The 19,256-nt window shown below is 45.2% G+C and carries 19 protein-coding genes; 11 read left to right on the top strand and 8 right to left on the bottom strand.

Annotation, left to right across the window (positions count from 1 at the left end):
* Positions 1-190: 190 nt before the first annotated feature.
* Complete coding sequence (gene rplY, locus ABT56_RS06130; protein ID WP_047877983.1) at positions 191-469, top strand: 50S ribosomal protein L25; 279 nt, start codon at positions 191-193, stop codon at positions 467-469.
* A gap of 53 nt (positions 470-522) precedes the next feature.
* Here rplY and ABT56_RS23525 read toward each other — a convergent pair whose 3' ends face one another.
* Positions 523-792: a DUF1289 domain-containing protein gene (locus tag ABT56_RS23525; protein WP_084722170.1), complete on the bottom strand. Its 270-nt coding sequence runs from the start codon at positions 790-792 to the stop codon at positions 523-525.
* Positions 793-1,133: 341 nt separating this feature from the next.
* Between ABT56_RS23525 and ABT56_RS06125 the strand changes: the two genes are divergently transcribed.
* The gene (locus tag ABT56_RS06125; protein ID WP_047877982.1) at positions 1,134-1,445 is read left to right on the top strand and encodes a hypothetical protein; all 312 of its coding nucleotides are present in this window, start codon (positions 1,134-1,136) and stop codon (positions 1,443-1,445) included.
* A gap of 78 nt (positions 1,446-1,523) precedes the next feature.
* On the opposite strand, the gene cobT is transcribed toward ABT56_RS06125, so the two are convergent.
* From cobT to ABT56_RS06110, 3 genes are read right to left on the bottom strand one after another with little or no spacing between them, the layout of a single operon-like run.
* Positions 1,524-2,558, bottom strand: coding sequence for a nicotinate-nucleotide--dimethylbenzimidazole phosphoribosyltransferase (cobT, locus tag ABT56_RS06120; RefSeq protein ID WP_047877981.1), 1,035 nt, complete (start codon positions 2,556-2,558; stop codon positions 1,524-1,526).
* 22 nt (positions 2,559-2,580) lie between these two features.
* Positions 2,581-4,959: a DNA polymerase II gene (locus tag ABT56_RS06115; RefSeq protein WP_047877980.1), complete on the bottom strand. Its 2,379-nt coding sequence runs from the start codon at positions 4,957-4,959 to the stop codon at positions 2,581-2,583.
* A gap of 31 nt (positions 4,960-4,990) precedes the next feature.
* Entirely contained in the window at positions 4,991-5,764 is a 774-nt protein-coding gene (locus tag ABT56_RS06110) for a nucleotidyltransferase family protein (RefSeq protein ID WP_053062390.1), read from the bottom strand.
* A 379-nt stretch (positions 5,765-6,143) separates the two neighbouring features.
* Here ABT56_RS06110 and ABT56_RS06105 point away from each other — a divergent pair, with 379 nt between their 5' ends.
* The 3 genes from ABT56_RS06105 (at position 6,144) to ABT56_RS06095 (ending at position 8,820) form a co-directional block, all read left to right on the top strand.
* Entirely contained in the window at positions 6,144-7,715 is a 1,572-nt protein-coding gene (locus tag ABT56_RS06105) for an EAL domain-containing protein (protein WP_047877978.1), read from the top strand.
* A 42-nt stretch (positions 7,716-7,757) separates the two neighbouring features.
* The gene (efpL, locus tag ABT56_RS06100) at positions 7,758-8,324 is read left to right on the top strand and encodes an elongation factor P-like protein EfpL (protein ID WP_047877977.1); all 567 of its coding nucleotides are present in this window, start codon (positions 7,758-7,760) and stop codon (positions 8,322-8,324) included.
* 169 nt (positions 8,325-8,493) lie between these two features.
* Complete coding sequence (locus ABT56_RS06095) at positions 8,494-8,820, top strand: HI1450 family dsDNA-mimic protein (RefSeq protein ID WP_047877976.1); 327 nt, start codon at positions 8,494-8,496, stop codon at positions 8,818-8,820.
* A gap of 80 nt (positions 8,821-8,900) precedes the next feature.
* Here the strand turns inward: ABT56_RS06095 and emrD are convergent, their stop codons facing one another.
* From emrD to ABT56_RS06080, 3 genes are all read right to left on the bottom strand, one after another.
* Positions 8,901-10,082 (bottom strand): multidrug efflux MFS transporter EmrD, encoded by a 1,182-nt coding sequence (gene emrD, locus ABT56_RS06090; protein WP_205626054.1) that lies wholly within the window; start codon positions 10,080-10,082, stop codon positions 8,901-8,903.
* Between the two features lie 422 nt (positions 10,083-10,504).
* Complete coding sequence (locus ABT56_RS06085) at positions 10,505-11,104, bottom strand: GTP cyclohydrolase II (protein ID WP_047877974.1); 600 nt, start codon at positions 11,102-11,104, stop codon at positions 10,505-10,507.
* A 215-nt stretch (positions 11,105-11,319) separates the two neighbouring features.
* A complete protein-coding gene (locus ABT56_RS06080; RefSeq protein ID WP_053062389.1) occupies positions 11,320-11,658 on the bottom strand; it encodes a hypothetical protein in 339 nt (112 codons plus the stop codon).
* A gap of 189 nt (positions 11,659-11,847) precedes the next feature.
* Here ABT56_RS06080 and ABT56_RS06075 point away from each other — a divergent pair, with 189 nt between their 5' ends.
* Both ABT56_RS06075 and ABT56_RS06070 read left to right on the top strand, forming a co-directional pair.
* Entirely contained in the window at positions 11,848-13,425 is a 1,578-nt protein-coding gene (locus tag ABT56_RS06075) for an EAL domain-containing protein (protein WP_047877972.1), read from the top strand.
* A 162-nt stretch (positions 13,426-13,587) separates the two neighbouring features.
* On the top strand, positions 13,588-14,493 hold the full coding sequence (locus ABT56_RS06070; RefSeq protein ID WP_047877971.1) for a manganese-dependent inorganic pyrophosphatase: 906 nt from the start codon (positions 13,588-13,590) through the stop codon (positions 14,491-14,493).
* Between the two features lie 72 nt (positions 14,494-14,565).
* Here the strand turns inward: ABT56_RS06070 and ABT56_RS06065 are convergent, their stop codons facing one another.
* Positions 14,566-15,759 carry a patatin-like phospholipase family protein gene (locus ABT56_RS06065; protein WP_047877970.1) on the bottom strand — a complete coding sequence of 398 codons (1,194 nt, stop codon included), beginning with the start codon at positions 15,757-15,759 and terminating at the stop codon, positions 14,566-14,568.
* Between the two features lie 320 nt (positions 15,760-16,079).
* On the opposite strand from ABT56_RS06065, the gene ABT56_RS06060 reads away from it, so the two are divergent.
* The 4 genes from ABT56_RS06060 (at position 16,080) to ABT56_RS06050 (ending at position 19,254) form a co-directional block, all read left to right on the top strand.
* Positions 16,080-16,670, top strand: coding sequence for a hypothetical protein (locus ABT56_RS06060; protein ID WP_240478258.1), 591 nt, complete (start codon positions 16,080-16,082; stop codon positions 16,668-16,670).
* A gap of 232 nt (positions 16,671-16,902) precedes the next feature.
* A complete protein-coding gene (locus tag ABT56_RS06055) occupies positions 16,903-18,390 on the top strand; it encodes a sodium-dependent transporter (protein WP_047877969.1) in 1,488 nt (495 codons plus the stop codon).
* Positions 18,387-18,491, top strand: a complete 105-nt coding sequence (locus tag ABT56_RS23860) for a MetS family NSS transporter small subunit (RefSeq protein ID WP_157037785.1) — start codon at positions 18,387-18,389, stop codon at positions 18,489-18,491. Before ABT56_RS06055 ends, ABT56_RS23860 begins: the two co-directional genes overlap by 4 nt.
* A 250-nt stretch (positions 18,492-18,741) precedes the next feature.
* On the top strand, positions 18,742-19,254 hold the full coding sequence (locus ABT56_RS06050) for a hypothetical protein (protein WP_047877968.1): 513 nt from the start codon (positions 18,742-18,744) through the stop codon (positions 19,252-19,254).
* The last annotated feature ends 2 nt before the right edge of the window (positions 19,255-19,256 follow it).

The raw sequence follows: 19,256 nt of genomic DNA, 5'->3' as shown, positions 1-19,256 counted from the left end.
ACCCAGTGATTGATAAGAGGTAGGTTCTCTAAGCGTCCAATATGCTTAAAAACTAGAGAAATAAATAATAGATATGATTTTTCTACTTGCTGCTTCGCATGATCATTGCTAATATCCGCGCTCGATTTACGGCATTGAGTAAGGTCGCATTACACAATGTCTTATTTAGTTAACTTAAAGAGTATTTAAGATGAAATTCGAAGCAGTAGTACGTACTGACCTAGGTAAAGGTGCGAGCCGCCGTCTACGTCACACTAACCAGTTCCCAGCTATCGTTTACGGTGGTGAAGAAGCTCCAGTTGCAATCGTTCTAGCTCACGATGCAGTTATCAACCAAATGGACAAGCCTGAGTTCTACGAAGCAATCACGCTAGTAATCGACGGCAAAGAAGTTAAAGTTAAGCCGCAGGACATCCAGCGTCACGCTTACAAGCCAAAAGTTGAGCACATGGACTTCAAACGCATCTAATTGCGGAATTTCTGTGTTAAAGAGCGTCCTTCGGGGCGCTTTTTTATTACCTATTATTCAAGGCCACCAAACAAATCGGGCTGAATTGGCTCCCTACTCTCATCATACACTCCAACGGTCGCCTGTTGACGCTTTGCCCTCATAACCCTCAAATATCTCTGCCTACATAGGCGAATAACGTTACGCTTTTGTTCATTCGACAAATGCTGCCAATGAAACCTCTCCTCACGGCTGCGAAAGCAACCTTTGCAATATCCCCGGCTGTTACTTTGGCATACACCGATACATGGGCTAGGGATAGAAAAAAAATCTAACTGTTCCATCTCTTTTCCTCCTCTAACCGATGTGCCCTATTTCCACGCTACTATAATGCTAGACCATCGTTATACCAATCGTAGTCAATAACTAATCATTCTTGCTTATTACAACGACAAAATCATTGTCACTTTTACGCCAGAAAAATAACCACTTATGGAGAATAACGTCTTTTTATTAAGCGCATTAGTGGTACACATCTTATCGTTAACATGATTTTTCATCGTCAAAAATTTGAATGCACATGCATTTAATTTGCAAATATAACAATAATTCTGTTAGCCTTTAGCTAGGATGAACAATGTGTATTGATTCAGTAGGCACTTCTACTGAGCGTTTGGAGGGAACCATGGATTTTTTTGTACCATCGGCATCAAGCCCACAGCAAGCTGAAGCTGTATTCACATCTATTGCCAAACACGTTAAAGCACCAGAGCAGGCAAAACGCATTTACAAAGTTGAGTGGCATCATGAAGGCATCGAATGTCTCTGTGAAATCGGCCAACCACTTCCGGCTGTTTTTCGCACCGATGAAACCGTTCTGGCCATTTTCGATTGTGGCGACGTCGTCAAAATCTGCACCCCGAATCGCGGCGCGATCAAGTTTGATCCTATTCATGCAACAAAAGCCGATGTGTCGAATATCGAGTACTTCAACTGATCGTCAGGATCATTTCTGCTAATTTGGATCATAATAAAACCCGCACAACAGCGGGTTTTATTTTATCTGCCTGACAATCTAAGGCTCAACCGTGACTCCGGCCTCTGCAAAACTTGCCATCGTATTGTAAAACTCCGCTGCCGCCTTAACTAATGGCACGGCCAATACAGCACCAGTACCCTCCCCTAAGCGCAGCGACAAATCCAACAACGGTTCGGCATCAAGCAATGACAATACCAGTTCATGCCCAGATTCATGGGAACGATGGCCGAAAATCATATAGTCTCGACAAGCAGGTTCAATTTGGGTTGCCAAATAAGCTGCGACTGTCACGATAAACCCATCAACAAGTACCGGCACACGCTGCTCATAAGCCCCCAGAAACGCCCCAACCATCTGGACAATTTCAAACCCACCCACTTCAGCCAGTACTTCCTGGACATCTAGGCCATCGCAACGAATGACGCCTGCACTAACCACATCAATTTTCTTCTCGTACTGCTCTAACGATATCCCCGTACCATAGCCGACACATTGCTCTACGGGATATCCGGAAACAGCCGCCAGCAAGGCCGCAGCACTGCTCGAGTTGCCTATTCCCATCTCACCAAACATAATCAAATGACATCCAGCAGCCACAGTGCTAGCTACAAGATCCGCTCCTTTAACAATGCCTTGGCTCACTTGCGACAATGACATCGCGGCCTGCTTGGAAAAGTTCTCTGTTCTGGTACCTAACCGCTGGCGGATCAAATTGTCATGATCCTCTTCAACGGGCAATAAGATCCCGGCATCAACAACTTTGATCGCAACCTGGTTCGCTCGGCAAAAACAGTTTATGGCCGCACCACCAGCCAGAAAGTTGAGCACCATCTGCTGAGTCACAGCGCTCGGCGCAATACTGACACCTTCATCGGCAATCCCATGATCACCGGCAAAAACCAACACCGTAGGGTTGGCCAAGTGTATTTGGTCCACCGCATCAGGTTTGTCTTGGCTCTGAATAAGTGCTAGCTGGTAAGCAAGGGATTCAAGTTGGCCTAGCGCTCCCAATGGCTTTGTTTTCTGATCGATACGTTGCTGAATGGCATCGCTGTGTGTTCTGTCAAGCATGATGGAAATCCCTGAATAAAAATTAAAAAAGTCCGAGCTGCGGGGCGGTTATCTCACTAAATGATTGGCCGATAAAAGGCAAAATCCCATCCGCAACCGGACGGATCTGCTTTTCAACATAGTGCTCGTAGTCAATTGGGCTTTGCCTTACCTCTAATGGTTCGGGGCCATTTAGGGTAATCACATACTCTATCCAACCACCGTTCTGGTACTGCAAAGGACGGCCATGGCGTTTGTTGTACTCATCCGCCATCCTTGCCGCACGAACATGAGGAGGGACGTTCTTCTGGTACTCGCTCAAGTTACGACGTAACCTTTTACGATAAACTAACATTTCGTTGTGCTGCCCGTTGCGTGTCGCCTCGACATATTCCCGTACATAATCTTCCACTGGCTGATCATGGAAAATACGCTGATAGATCACTTTCTGAAAGTTCTGGGCCAATGCTGTCCAATCCGTCCGTACCGTCTCCAGTCCCTTGAATACAATGCGCTCATTTTCCCCCACATCGACCAAACCAGCATAACGCTTCTTACTGCCCGTCTCCTGACCACGGATCGTCGGCATCAAAAAGCGGTGATAGTGAGTCTCGTACTCAAGCTCTAGAGCTGATTCCAACCCATAGGTTTCGCTTAGGTGTTCCCTCCACCACTGGTTAATATATGTAACCAACCCTTTGCCTATATCATCCGCCTGGTCCGCCGAAAAGCTGCCATTAAGCGAGACGAACGTCGAATCCGTATCACCGTAAATAACCTCATAGCCTTTCGCTTCTATCAATTCACGGGTCACTTTCATGATCTCATGTCCCCGCATAGTGATCGAAGACGCCAAACGATGATCGAAGAACCGACAACCTGATGAGCCAAGTACGCCATAAAAGGAATTCATAATAATTTTTATCGCCTGGGAAAACGCTTTTTCGCCATCGCGCTTTGCCTGATCCCGTGCCGCCCATAAATCTTCGATCATCTTGGGCAAAAAATGCCGCTGGCGATGAAAGCGGCCGCCTCGAAAACCGGCAATCGCCTGCTCGTCATCCCTACCTTCCTCAAGTAGCAGTCCTTCCACCAGGCCAAGCGGGTCAATACGAAAAGAACGGATAATAGAGGGATACAGAGATTTAAAATCCAGCACTAATACAGACTGGTACAGACCCGGTTTCGAATCCATCACATAACCGCCGGGACTGGCAATCCAGTTGTCGCTATCTAGACTAGGGGCAACATACCCGGCACGATGAAGCTGAGGGAGATAGAGATTAGTAAAAGCAGCCACTGAGCCACCCACCCGATCGAGCTCAACACCCGTCAGGCAACTGCGCTCAATGGCAAAATCGAGCAAATGCGTATGAGCGAAAATTCGCGTTACTAATTTGCAGTCTTGCAAATTGTAAGTAGCCAGCGAAAGCTTGTCCTCGCGGTACATTTGATTGATTTCCGCCATGCGATCATAAACATTATGAATCGCCTTGCCTTCTCCCAGAAGCTCTTGGGAGACAGACTCCAGCGACCATGACCGGAAATTATAGGTCGCTGTTTTCAGGGTATCGATACCATCAAGTACCACCCTACCCGGCACGGTAAGAAAGCCTTGATTGGGATTTTGCGAAGACTGGCGCCAATGCATCTGCTGATTGCCCCGGCCAAGTCGCAACCCCACGTTGTTCCATTCTGCACGGCGGATCAGCAAGCGAAAATCAAAATCAATAACGTTCCAGCCAATCACCACATCAGGATCAAAACGGACAAACCATGCTTCCAGGGCCTCAAGAAGCGCCTTTTCGCTGTCTACCCACTCAATCCAATTTTGTTCCGCGCAGTCTGGTTCTGGTTTGCCGACCATAATCACACGACTATCATTATCGCTATGCAAACCGACAGAGTAGAGAACGCCCTTTTCGGAGCATTCAATATCCAAAGATACAACCGTCAATTCAGGTCTATAGTCAGCGGCTTTAGCCTTGACGTTGGCATATTCCAGAAAGCCATTACGGCGTTTTAACTGACCGGTAAAGGCAATCCCGCCACGAATAAATCGCTCCATCAAAAACCGATCCGCCAAACGGATATCCGATTCATAGGCTTCGATGCCAGCGTGTTGCAATACAGAGGCTAATTGATGGCTATCCTTGATAGTCTTACTGTAACCCGCCGCCATAGGCTGATGTTGAAAGTTACTCAGGGCCAGAGACTTCCAACGGGTATTCACCCCAGTATCTTTGAGACTGTGCTGTGCCCCATCAAGATCCTGCTGGCGAACAAAACAAACCGGCTCATCACCCACAATGGTTAACTTGGCAGGCCCTTCCGGAGTCTTAACCCAAAGAGTGATCTCCGTAGACCCGCGACTGTCACGGCTTTGACGGGTTAGTACGAACCCCTGTGATTGTGCTTGCAAACAAACCTCGATTTCAACATGAGCAATATCATTACCCTATCTTTCTATTAATTTTATCAAACTCTGCGACTAACCAACTACCAAAGCTATCTAGCATATAGAGCGAGGCTTTTTTTGGTACTTGGGTTCGAGATATCAGCACAAACAGTCGTTCGATTTCCGTGCTCTTATCCGGGTAGTATTCAAGAAATACTGACGAGGCATCTTCCAATGAGAGCGCCAATTGTCGCTTCCGGTGAAAAACCAAGCCAAAAGCAGCCCACAGCATCTTGCGAGCAATAAAATCGCAGTAATCGAGATAATCTGCCACGACTTTCGTCGCCATAATCTTACGGCGGTAACTCGACAGACAATGAGGCAAATCCGCATTTAGTTGCTTGGCAATTTCCCAACTCGCCTCGAAACAACCAAAACGTGACGCAAGATCATCCCCTGCGATACGATGGCTGCAATGCTTGAACCAAAATCCCCAACGGAACACATTAGCGATATCAAGCACCTCCGCCAATTCAACCAAGGTGAGTTCAATATTACGGGATATGGGATGAATCTGCTTCGCACGGAGGGCAACATTCAAGACCAAAGCGCGCTCTGCAGCCGTCAAAGGTGCAGCGGTCACCACCGTCAAATTAACATCCGATCGCCCAACAACAGCAGAGCCTCGTGCAACACTACCAGCAAGATAGATACTGTATGCTTTTTTACCTAAAAAAGACTGAATTTGCTTAACGACCTCGATCAATAGAGGGCGAAATTGTGGCTGAATAGAAAAATGTTTATCAAATTCGGGGAGAACACGTGACACTGAAAACTTCCTTACCAATCTTCCACTACTCTGTTCACTGAAACGCGAAAAAAGTGGTGGTACAATATACCACTCTTTAGCCGCCTTCGCTTAGTGCAAGATGCTCGTTCCAGAGTGATTTGTGCGCACTTGTGCCAAACGACTGAGTGGGGTGTCGTAACCATAGCCTGCGTTTAAAGGTATTCCTCACCAAGCATTATTTCGGTCATATTTAACTCAACATAAAATACTAGAAAACAACCAACAACTCCGCAATGAACAGAATAAACAGCCAGTATTAATGGGGCAATATTGGTATAAATATATTTTCCTTAATTAATTTTCTATTCGTAAAGATTAGTATATCATTCACTGGTTAATCCTTCTGGCTATAACTAGAATGAAAAAACTTGAGATTACTGTTTTTGTATCCGCTTTTTTATTAGCATCAATGATATTTGTTGTTTCGGTAAACAAGTTATCCCAGCGGCAAGTCACCTATGTCTCTCAGGCAATGCTAGATCGTATCAATAGCAATTTCGGACAACTTGAAGAAAGATTGATTCAAATTGATCAGCAATACCCACCTTGCAGCATGCTCGCGAGGGAGGAGCTTATGCAGCTGACTTTTGATTCCGGTTCAGTAGAAGAAATAAGCTACATTCAAAACAATACCTTAAAGTGTAGTGACCGTGATTCACATATACTTACCAGTACTCACACTGATATTTCTGTAAATATATCAGCATTAGACTCACGTTATTATTTCTACCGTGATATTAATTCAAGAACAGGTAACGTGAACCTATTTTTCATGTTGCAAGGATCAAGTGGTTGGTATCGCGTACTGCTTAATTCCGGCTTTGTAAATTATTGGCTTGCCAGTATAGCAACAACTCGTCATGTTTTTGCTTGTATTGGTTATGGCAAGCAAGTTAATCCATTATGTCAGAATTTCAGCGCTCCACACCGTAACCCTATTTTTGATATGCGCACCACATCGGAACACTACCCTATTGTGGTACATGTTGGATATTCTCCATATATGTTATGGTGCCAAATCAAAAGCTATTTATATATTGGCTTAGTTTTCATATTGGGCAGTGCTTGTTTCTGCACTTGGCTGACTCGCCGCTTTGCTAATGAGCAAAAATCTCAACGATCCGATCTGCAACGCGGCATAGAGCACAATGAATTCGTTAACTACTATCAACCCATCATAGAAAACAAAACGGGCGAATGGATCGGCGCTGAACTGCTCGTTCGCTGGCATCACCCTCGTCATGGCTTGGTTCTCCCTATGGCATTTATTCCCCAAGCCGAGGAGACAGGGCAAATTTGTGCCCTCACCCTAAAGATGATCGAGAATGCGGCCAACGAAAAATTAGCCGTGATGACGATGAAGAAGCCCTTTTATATCTCTGTTAACGTCACCGCTAGCATGATCGCCAATAAGGCATTCGTCGAGCCGCTTATTGCACTTATCCAACAGCATCAGAGTTTAAGGCACAATTTCGTCTTGGAGTTTTCCGAGCGAGACAGTTTTGCCAACAGCGATATCAATGAGCTCAAGCAGGCCATGCAGCGGCTTCGTGACGTTGGCGTGACATGGGCTCTAGATGATTTCGGAACGGGCTATGCGGGGCTCTCTACTCTACGTGAACTGAGCTTTGATATTATCAAGATCGACCGTTCTTTCGTTGCCGGCTCAGCAACCGACTCTGTCACCCAGTCGATATTGAGCAACATGGCCGACATGGGACGCACCCTCAAATGCAAACTCATCGCCGAGGGCGTAGAATTGAAAGAGCAGGCCGAACAAATTGACGCTCTGGGCATACCGTATAGCCAAGGCTACTATTACGCTAAGCCGATGCCTTTTAGCCGATTTATCGCCAAATTTAAAATTTATTCAATGCAAACTACGGCTATAACGAGAAACCAGCACGAAAATGTTGGTGTTAGCGCATAACCGTGGTAATTTCCGGTTTTTCCAAACAGTAAGATATAACCCATGCCAAAAGCTAGTGAAATTAAAAAAGGTTTTGTTATCCTTTCAGAAGGCAAAACTCTTCTGGTTAAAGATATTGAAGTAACCACTCCAGGTGGCCGTGGCGGCGCAAAAATCTACAAGATGCGTTGTACTGACCTAACTACAGGTGCACGCGTTGACGAGCGTCTGAAGTCTGATGACGTAGTTGAAACTGTAGATATGACTAAACGCCCTGTTGCATACTCTTATGCTGACGGCGACACAATCATCTTCATGGATAACGAAAACTTCGACCAGTACACCTTCAATGCTTCTGACATTGCAGATGAAATGCTTTTCATCACTGAAGCAACTCAAGGTCTAATGGTGATCCTTGTTAACGATAAAGCAGCAGGCCTAGAGCTACCTTCAACTGTTGAGCTTGACATCGTTGAAACAGATCCGTCAATCAAAGGTGCATCAGCATCAGCTCGTACTAAGCCAGCTCGCCTTGTAACTGGTCTAGTAGTACAAGTTCCTGAGTACATCTCTCAAGAAGACAAGATTGTGATCAACACTGCTGAGCGTAAATACACTGGCCGTGCTTAATCGCTGATCTCCCACTAGCCTGACACCCGATATACTCTGGAGTCAGGCTAGTATCTTCTTCGTAACGCCCCTTCCCCAGCGCTTTTGTGCGTCATTCCAGCAAACTATTTCTATTCCGTACCTGTCTCGCTATACTGTCTGCTCACTCAACTAGAGACAGATGTAGCTCATGGAAACACCAAACCTCATTTCTTACGACGACGTTATTGATGCCGCCTACGACATTTTCCTGGAAATGGCCGCCGATAACCTAGACTCTGCAGACGTATTGCTCTTTACCCTTCAGTTTGATGAGCGCGGTGCTGCTGAGCTTGTCGAAACAAAAGACGATTGGGCCGAGCATGTCGGTTTTGACGTTGATAAAGAAGTCTATGCAGAAGTACGCGTTGGTCTGGTCAACGAAGAGAACGACGAATTGGACGATGTGTTTGCCCGACTTCTGGTAAGCCGCGACCCAGATAATAAATTCTGCCACATCCTATGGAAGCGCGATTAATCACCGCAACTCGATAGCGTCGAACAGTTAAAAAAAACGGAGCAAATGCTCCGTTTTTTTTGGGGGGGGACAAATCAGCACTACACCAATACGTGGCTGTCTTGATTCTCGTTGCGGCGCACCCAAATAAGGCTGAACACAACAAGAATCGCCATTACTGACATCACAGCTCCTAGGCTATATTGATCCTCTGCTCGCATCATGGATGCCGCCAGAGTTGCCAAGCCAGCACCTAGGTTCTGCAGGCCGCCAAGAATCGCCCCGGCAGTCCCAGCATGATGAGGAAATGGCTGGATGGCAGCGGTTGTTGCCGCAGGGAACAATACACCCGCTCCGGCAAAATAAACAAATGCACCACCAATCAGCGAACTAACAGTAACCAGACCAGCCATACCCGGAATCAAAATAATCACAGCTCCCAAGGTAATCGCAAGCATACCGATCATCATCACCTTCGCATTACCCAATTTCTTGGCAAGCACGGCAGAAAGCCATGAACCGGCCAGATACCCCGGCAGCGGCAGAATAAAGAGCAAGCTGACTGTTTTAGGATCAAGCTTCAGTACGCTCCCCAATAATACGCCCGCAGCAGCTTCAAAAGCGGCAATACCGGCAAAGGTAGCAATCAGGCACAAAACATAGCCTTGAAAACGACGATTGCCCAAAACATAGCGGTAGCTTACCAATACGCGTTCATGGCGACGTTTTTCAACTGGCAATGTCTCTGCAAAATACACCATCATAGCCAATGTCACAGCAGCACCAAAAGCGAACAAAAACATGTAGCTTGCCTGCCATGTGAACGCTGATGACAAGTAACCACCCAGCACTGGCGCGATCAGAGGCGAAAAGATAATGCCCATGCTCACTAAACTGTTCGCGCGGTGCAGGTCTTCACCTTCATAACAATCTCGGGTAACGGTACGGCACATAGCCCCACTACAACCGGTTCCCATACCCTGGACAAAGCTGGCAGCCAAAAACCACTCGAAGCTTGGGGCAAACAATGCACTCACGATGCCCAACAGGAAAATCCCCATACCCAGTAAAATCACCGGACGGCGGCCAATGCGATCTGAGAGCGGGCCATAAATGAACTGCGACAAGCCGTAAGGGATCAAATATGCCGCCATTACAGCCTGCAGGTAAGCAGACTTAACAGAGAAAAATTCTGACATGGCTGGGATAGAAGGCACATACATAGTCTGTGTCATCTGACCAACAGCGACCAAAATAATCAATAGGAATAACAATTTCGCCATGCTAGCGGAAGACGATTGCTGTTTCACAACCAAAATCCTTATTACAGAATAAAATATCGTTAACGACGGAAAACAGTGGAAAAAACCACCACCAATCAGAATATAACTCTGTGTTTTTCTTTCAATATAAAAGCAATTGCTTTGTTTTTACATTTTCACGGAATCATAATCTACCAAGATGCGCAGATACTAATCCTGAACGTATTTTCTGGCAATAAAATAACGCATTGATTCACACGATTGTTTATTATGAGATTCATTAGAAAAGATAATGACAAATAAATATGATCGAAAACTGAAAGAAGATTTAGATCACACTAAGAAACAAGATTTACAAGTGACTTCAATGTATCGGACCTGTGACGCCGCATAACAAAAAACCCCGCATTTGCGGGGTTTTGAAGGTATACGAGTGATGAATATCAATCGAAATGGAAGCGATGCTTACCGTGACTTGCTTTTGTTTTCAGATAGTATTCGTTACCGTCTTTCACATAAGCCTTAGTACCAACAACTTCCTCAATCTCAATGCCTAGTGCTTCGAGATCCTGAATTTTCTTTGGATTATTGGTAATCAGACGGATCTTCTTCAGTCCCAATGCCTGAAGCATCATTGCGGCTTCAGTGAACTCACGCAGATCATCACCAAAACCTAGATGATTATTGGCTTCATAGGTGTTCATACCCTGACTTTGTAATTCGTAGGCATCGATTTTATTATATAAACCAATACCACGGCCTTCCTGACGCAAGTACAGCAATACCCCGCCTTCCTCGCCCATTTTTACAATCGTCTCATCAAGTTGCTCACCACAGTCACAGCGTGATGAATGAAACACATCCCCAGTTAAGCACTCAGAATGCATACGAACCAGAGGTGGCTGACCTTGTTTGTCTGCCTGATTGAAAATCAGAGCTACATGCTCTTTGCCCGATTCCAACCCATTGAATGAAAGCAGATCAGCCGGAATATGACTTTTCTGGCCGACTTTAAATGGCACTCGTGCCCTTACAGTTACCATGTTGTTCCTAATATATTTCTACACCCGGGCAGCCCGGACAGTGAGAGACAATACCACTGATGATATCTAAAATTATGACACTAAAACAGCACAAAGGCATTACGGCGCAAATAGCCTGCCTCTAACTTATAATGTTATAACATAACAAATCAACACTAAGATTTGTACGGATATTCACTACATGATGCTCTCTCCCCACTACTCACCTTACTGTTTCACTTCATACCGCAATAACGCCTTGTCAGAGCATTCGTATAAAACATCGCCATAGACATCAAAGTAAAGCAAATAACAAAGCCCATAATCAATAACATACGTAGCCAGTCTCCTCCCTGCATCAATCTTTCCACTAATATTTGATAAGTGACAAAGACCCAATTAACCGAGATAACTACCAATCCAAGCATCACCACTTTAGGCACCCAACGGGCTTTTATCACAAGTAGCAATGGAAACAAAAAACTACACCAAAAACCGACACCATTTCCTATTCGCAGAAAATGCGCCGCTTGCAACCAATAGCTTAATACTATTGGCATAACCACCCATACCATTGCCATTTCCCCCAGCGAATTGAGACGCTATCAAAATCAATTTAAAACAATTGTGTAAAATACACTCAATACAACGCCTGCAACATACCCATAAGGAATATACCTGTCTATTACACGCCCTATTTAGCTATCATATTAAATGGATTTATGTTCAAATGGCGGTTTTTAATCCCAGTAGTTATAGACATCATGAAGTCCACACTTTGGCACAGATGGCGATGGCCGGGCCTTGTGTTTGTCATTGGCTTTTCGCTGATAAACCAATCAACCAATTTTCTTAATACAACACTGTTTAAGGCTGATGTCTCTAGCCGTTTAGATAACCTGTATCAATTTTACCAAAGTCGGTTTATCCACATCGACAACGAAGTACAGGACTTATCCGAAAAGCTGGCCTACTCCTGTGATGACAACGATATTTCATTACTTCGCAAGACCGTAGAAAAATCCTCAGCGATCCAGCTAATTGAAATAACTAACCTTTCCAACCATTGTTCTATATATGGTCACGGGGTTCGGCTAATCAAAAATTATGCACCTATCGAGCAAGAAGCTGACACCAATACAAAAATCAATGGTCAGCTTGGTGACACGCTCTTTAGCATCGAGCCCTATGACAACCATAGACTGAAGATTAGCTATGCCCTCCCTCGCGGGCTGGTAACCGTTATCACAGAACCCTTCCAAAACGTGTTTACCGACAGCGAAACCTGTAGCGGATGCCTAGCTATGTACCTCACATCAGGTGAACATAGTCTTCCTATTTATCCCAAAGACAGTGCCAACACTTATCAATTTATCGCGGCCAAAAGATTCAGTCCTATCTATAAAATCAAGATCTTTGCGACTGAAAACGGTATAGCCAAACTTGTCGGCAATGACATTATTATCATTCAACTGTTGCTACTGTCTCTATTGCTGACCTTCTGCCTCGTCCTACGTTTTCGCAATAACGAAGCAGGTAATCTTCGCGATATGATTCAAAAAGGCTTAAAACGCAATCAATTTACGCCTTACTATCAACCTATTATCAATACCCAGCTCAATAAAATGGTCGGGTGTGAAGTATTGGTACGCTGGAAACTGGAAAATGGCGATCTTCTGTCTCCGGATCACTTTGTCCCCACTGCCGAGCATACGGGGCAGATTTTTGAGATCACCGAATCATTGATCAGACAGGTTTTCTGTCAGCTTTCATCAAACAAGGGACGAGCAATCGGTGGCATCGTCAGTATCAATGCTATGCCTACCCAGCTTGAAAACCCAGCGTTCAGCCAGTGGGTGATCGACCTACTGCATACTCATCAGCTTGATGCTAAACGCCTTTCGTTTGAAGTTACCGAGCGAACACCGTTTAACAATATGGAACTTGCCAAACAAAGCCTTGGCTTACTCTGCGAACATGGTATCACCATCAAGCTGGACGATGCAGGGACAGGATATGGCGGCTTCAGTTATCTCCAGAGTTTGCCAATTGGTTGTTTGAAAATCGACAAAATGTTCATCGACACAATCGGCACCGAGGATATCAAAACCAAAATCCTTGAATCGATTATCCTCTTTGCTCAACATGCAGGGCTCAAAATCATTGCAGAGGGTGTTGAAAATGCTCAACAAGTTGAGTATTTAAAAAATCGCGGCGTCTACCTCATTCAGGGATACTACTTTGCCCAACCAATGCCATTCAATGCATTGCTTGAGTACATGAAGAATGCGGAGCACCCACAAACGGCCTCGCCTATCGAGCCCGTAACATCCGTGGCATGATGCTGGCTAAATAGACAACCGAACTAATTTTCAATAAGTTCATTTGTTATTTCTGCCAAAAACTCTAAAATTGTCCGGTTAGTTCAATTGTCCATTCGGATAAATTTCGAATAAGTTATTAGTTTTGCAGAGTTATCTGCCAGACGTAGTAAAGGAAACAACATGATTCAAGTAGTTGGTCACAAAAACCCTGATAGTGATAGCATCTGTTCAGCACTCGTTGGTGCTGAGCTTCTAAAAGCTCGCGGCCTAGAAGCTAAAGCAGTACGTCAAGGCGAACTGAACCGTGAAACACAGCACATCCTAGAGCAAGCTGGCGTTGAGCAGCCAGAAATGTGCACTGGCGTAGCTGGCGAGAAAATTTGGCTTGTTGACTACTCTGACCTAGCTCAGGGTCCTGACGACATCGCACAGGCAGAGATCATGGGTATCGTTGACCACCACCGTCTAGGTGATGTAACAACCGTTAACCCGCTTGAAGCATGGATCTGGCCTGTCGGCTGTACTTGTACCATCATGTTCAACCTGTTCAAGATGGAAAACACAGAGATCACTCGCCCACTAGCGATCCTTATGATGTCTGCAATCCTAAGCGACACAGTTGGTTTTGCCTCTCCAACTTGTACTCAGAAAGACAAAGACGCAGTTGAAGAGCTTGCTAAAATCGCTGATGTTCAGGATTTGGATGCATTCATCAAAGCACTTCTTATCGCAAAAACTGACATCGAAGGTCTATCTGCCGCTCAGCTAGTAGAAAAAGACCTTAAAGCTTACCCATTCAACAACCGTGACGTTGTTGTTGGTCAAATCGAGCTAGCGACTCTTGAGCAAGTTGACAGCATGATCGAAGAGCTTGAAGCCGATCTTCAGCGTCGTTGTGACGAAGAAGGCCTAGCAATGGCAGCACTAATGCTAACTGACATCACCACCAGCACAACACGCCTACTTTACAAAGGCGAGTGGAATGCAACGCTGGATCAGCACGCTGAAGACGGCATGCTAATGATGAAAGACACGCTAAGCCGTAAAAAGCAAGGCTGGCCTTGGCTACAAACTGTACTTGCCTAATCCTGTCAACGGATTACCGATACAGATAAAAAAGGAACCCGCTTGGGTTCCTTTTTTTATAAATGACAGCCGCTAATTGCGATTGCCCAAACTCGTTGTGTCGTTAAGTATATCGGCAAAATGCTCGACAAAATGCCGACCTACGACCTTGCCCTCTCGGTAATCTACCTCAAGATCATCCTTGTCACTCAAGAGTGCCCAACTACACAAACTTTTTTCAGGCGCGATCTGAATCACTTTCAAGCCAGGTGGCGGAGAATACATAAAGTCATGCGCTTCACGGTAAGTCGAATAATAAGTATTGAGCATAGCCAGTACATCGCTACGCTGCCCCTTGCCAACCGTTTTCACAAAACGCTCGATATTTAGCATTTTGCGCTGGCCTTCCCACAGCATCGAATCTTTGGGCTCTGCGTCATTTGCCGACGGATCAACCTCATCACCATCACCTCGGCTATATTTCCATTGTTCATATTTGGCCGTTAACTCAGCATGAAACGACTTAACCTTGTCCAATGACTCATTCAGACTCAGCCTTTCGATGTAATCCGGTAGTTTGGCTTCCACTTTTGCACGCCAGTCGAAACGCCTTTCTTCCGCCTTGTATTCTAGCGGCTCTGTTCTGACCACCACTACGAGATCTGCCCCGCGACGCCATGCTTCTTTGACAGGTACAGCAGCACTAACACCACCATCCACCCATTCAAGATCCTCGAGACAAACCGGCAAATTATAGATCACAGGTATGGCACAGGAGGCACGCAATACATCACACCAATTGTCCTGATACATCGGCATATAGATATCTTGCAGCGTATCTTTGCGGGTAACACAAGCTAAGGCGGTACGGTGCTCTAACACCCCCCTAGCCCTCTCTACATCCAAAGGCATTATTCCTTGCTCGGCAACCTGACCAAGAGCCCAGTCTAAATCCATGCTTTTTTGCTGACTCAGGTACTTATAGAGGTTAAAAAAAGCATTTTCAGTCGTATAGTCGACGATAAAGTTATAGCCGAATTTCGATTGGCGGCTAATATAAGACGACAGATTCAGAGCCCCGGCAGAGGTGCCAATATAAAGCTCAAATGGGTCAAAGCCGGCCTCCAGAAATGCATCAAAGACGCCAGCTGTAAAAATCCCCCGCTGGCCGCCCCCCTGGACAACCAACGCTATTTTACTTCTATGTGCTTGCTTAAGTTGCAACGAGAAGTTGTTTACAACTTGTAAATCCAAGTCTTTTAGACTGAAGGGCAAATGATTCGTCATACAACAGTTCCGACACAGCGAAAAAACAAATATATCGCAATAAGTTGAACAATAACGGAATGCCCACTCGACAAATTTTACTGATAAATTAGACAGTAATAGAGATCAGACCAAAGGTCAAAAGAACAGTCATGGTTACAGTTACAACAACAACGGCCAGTTTCAGATCATAATCCATCATAACATCCTCACTATTTGTCATGGCTTAACAAATTATTAACGGCATTTTCGGTTTAGTTCAAGATTTCAACAATCAAAAAAGCAGTATTATCGGAAATCTGTCACAATAAATTTAACCAGTTAACGTTCGGATTAAGCAGATGAAAAAGCATTTATTGTTACTTGCAACTACCCTGTTATTGCCCAGCGTGGCAGCCGCTAACAACAACGTCTATATCACGCCCTATATCGGATACAGTTTCACTAACGGCCTATCCGATGTAAATGGCATCAACGTCGAAGCAGAAGATGACGTTCACTATGCGCTTGGATTAATGACAGATCTGTACAACGGTCGCACCGGCTTATACCTCAGCCACCAGCCTACTGACTTTGCCAATATCACTGGCAGCGGCTCTTTAACCTATGCTCACTTACAAAGCGCCCTTTATTGGGAAACCTTCAACAAAGCAACCACCTACTTTGGTGCCAGCCTTGGTGCAACGATTATTGATGCTGACTGGAGTACCGACGATCTCCTCTTTTCAGCAGGCCTATTTGGCGGTATCGAATTCCACCTTACTCAGAATCTGGCCGTCAATCTCGAAGGTCGCTGGCTGGCCAGTTTAGTTGATAGCGATACAACTACCCGCTGTACTCTCCCTACCGGTGAACAAGACTGCAATATAAGAATTGATTCCGAGTGGATGAATCAAATTCAAACCAATCTCGGCATCACATACTCATTCTAAAATATGCTGATAGCCCCTAAAGAAAGGCCATTATCAATGGCCTTTCTTTGCCTATTGAGCACGCATGTGAGTACTCAGATAAAAATACAATAACCTACAGATCATCTCGTTACCCTCACGATTAGACATAGTTTATAACTCTACAACAATGCCACCTCACTGATTGGAAATGGAAGTTTTCCCTAATTAATCCTACGTTTTATTAACATTCGCCGTACATAAGGAGAAATGTATGAAACGTGAACAATGGGGCTCTCGGGCTGGCTTTATTCTTGCCGCCGTTGGCTCTGCCATTGGCTTGGGGAATATATGGCGCTTCCCCTATATGGCCTACGAAAATGGTGGTGGCGCCTTTTTTATTCCTTACCTTTTTGCCATGCTAACCGCCGGTATCCCTTTCATGATCATGGAGTTCAGCCTTGGTCACAAACTGCGTGGCGCCGCGCCACGCGCCTTCGCGCAACTAGGCGGAAAATTTGAGTGGCTAGGCTGGTTTCAAGTGTCTATCGCCGCCATCATTGCGATCTACTATGTGGCGATCATTGGATGGGCTATTTCTTATCTTGGTTTTTCATTTAGCCAAAGTTGGGGGGACGATACGAATGCCTTTTTCTTCACTGAATACCTAAAGCTTGGTGAAAATTCACCAAGTCAATTAGGGGGGCTGCAATTACATATTGCTATTCCGATGATCATTGCCTGGGCTATCAGTTTTGCCGCGATATTCTCTGGCGTAAAAGCGGGCATCGAGCGAGCAAGCAAAATTATGATGCCGTTGCTGTTTATCATGGTATTGGCTCTCATCGGGCGGATCATCTTCCTACCAGGTGCCCTCGATGGGCTCACCTATTTATTCCAACCTGATTTCAGCAAAATCATGGACGCAAAAGTATGGTCAGCAGCCTACGGACAAATCTTTTTCACCCTCAGCGTCGGTTTTGCCATCATGATTGCCTATTCAAGCTACTTACCCGAAAAGTCAGACATCAATAACAATGCTTTTATGACGGTATTAATTAACTGCGGCTTTTCCATCACCGCAGGATTACTGATCTTTGGGGTATTGGGGTATATGGCTCAAGAGCAAGCCAAACCTATAACCGAGGTTGTCTCCGCAGGCGTTGGCCTCGCCTTTGTCACCATACCCGCCGCCATCAACCTCTTACCTCTGCCTTTCATTTTTGGGCCATTATTCTTTTTGGCATTGGTAGTCGCTGGATTGAGTTCGCACATTTCAATTCTCGAAGCTGTGACCTCTGCGCTAATAGACAAACTCCATTGGACTCGTAAGAAAGCTGCTTCTGTTGTGTGTGGCAGCGGCTTTGTTATTTCGATGGCATTTGCCACCAACGGCGGGCTGTTGCTCCTCGATTTGGTCGATTACTTCATTAACAATATCGCGTTACTTTCAAGCTGCCTTATCGAGCTTGTGATCGTTGCATGGCTATTAAAAATATCGGATATACGCCATTACGTTAACAGCATCTCGGAATTCAGTATCGGTAGATGGTTCGAGGTATGCGTGCGTTTCTTGAGCCCAGCATTGCTCGCCATCATCCTCTTCACGAATTTTATCAATACCTTCAACAATGGGTATGGCGGCTATACCCAAGCAGAATTACTCTTACTTGGATGGGGATTGGTCGGCGTGATGCTGATGACATCTGTCATCATCAACTTGATGTCAAAAACACAACCACAGCAGGAGGCAAAACTATGACTCTAGGTGCCATTATTATGATGCTGTTTGGTTTAGGGATCACTTGGGGGGGAGCCGCCTACTGCATCTCGGTTGCGATGAGAAAAGCAAAAGAAACCTAGTTCACATAAATGGTCACATGACGACTGCGTCTTAGTTCTAATTAAAAGAAAAACAAGGTAGAGGGCCGGCCCTCTACCTTGTTTTATTAAACACGCATAATGTTAACAGCAACACATACCAACAAAGAATTCTTTTCCATTGAGCTACATATAGTTACAATCGTGTCATGCACGAGCCACTCATCAATGCGAGAAAATCCAACACTGATAATGGCAAAGACCCAGAAATATCAATAATCAAGGAATGGCTATGAAGTTAACTGCTATTTTTCTTTCAGCAGCCCTCATCCCCTCAATGGCAACGGCAACGACGACTCAATGCGAAAGTAATAAATACCATCAATATGTCGATGCCTCATTAGTGTGGTACCAAAACTTGGTCGACCTTGCGATCAAACACGACCCATCCCTCAAAGAAGTGGGGAATTGGTTTCTAGAAGGACGCAAACACCATTTTGAATTTAATCGCCAAGCGGTTGATTGGTATTTGGAAAATGACAAGGACAAACTGGCGCTAAACCAATCCGTAGAATCATGGTTACAACTCACCCAGCAAGATATCAAAAAACTGTCAGCACAAGATACGGCGCTGGGTAAAACTGCCAAAATTGCGTTTGACGATCGTCAGGATAAACCACATCCAAAAAACTACGATCTCCGCAGCACCTTTGCCGGACTACTCACCAATCCAAAAGATATCGAGGGCCCACTGACCCAATACAATGCAGCAATTACAGCGATTTCAGACATTAGCTGCCAATAAGT

The organism is Photobacterium aquae (assembly GCF_001029445.1).
GTDB classification, from domain to species: domain Bacteria; phylum Pseudomonadota; class Gammaproteobacteria; order Enterobacterales; family Vibrionaceae; genus Photobacterium; species Photobacterium aquae.
The sequence above is the reverse complement of the archived record's forward strand: the minus strand, read 5'-3'. Positions and strand labels throughout refer to the sequence as shown.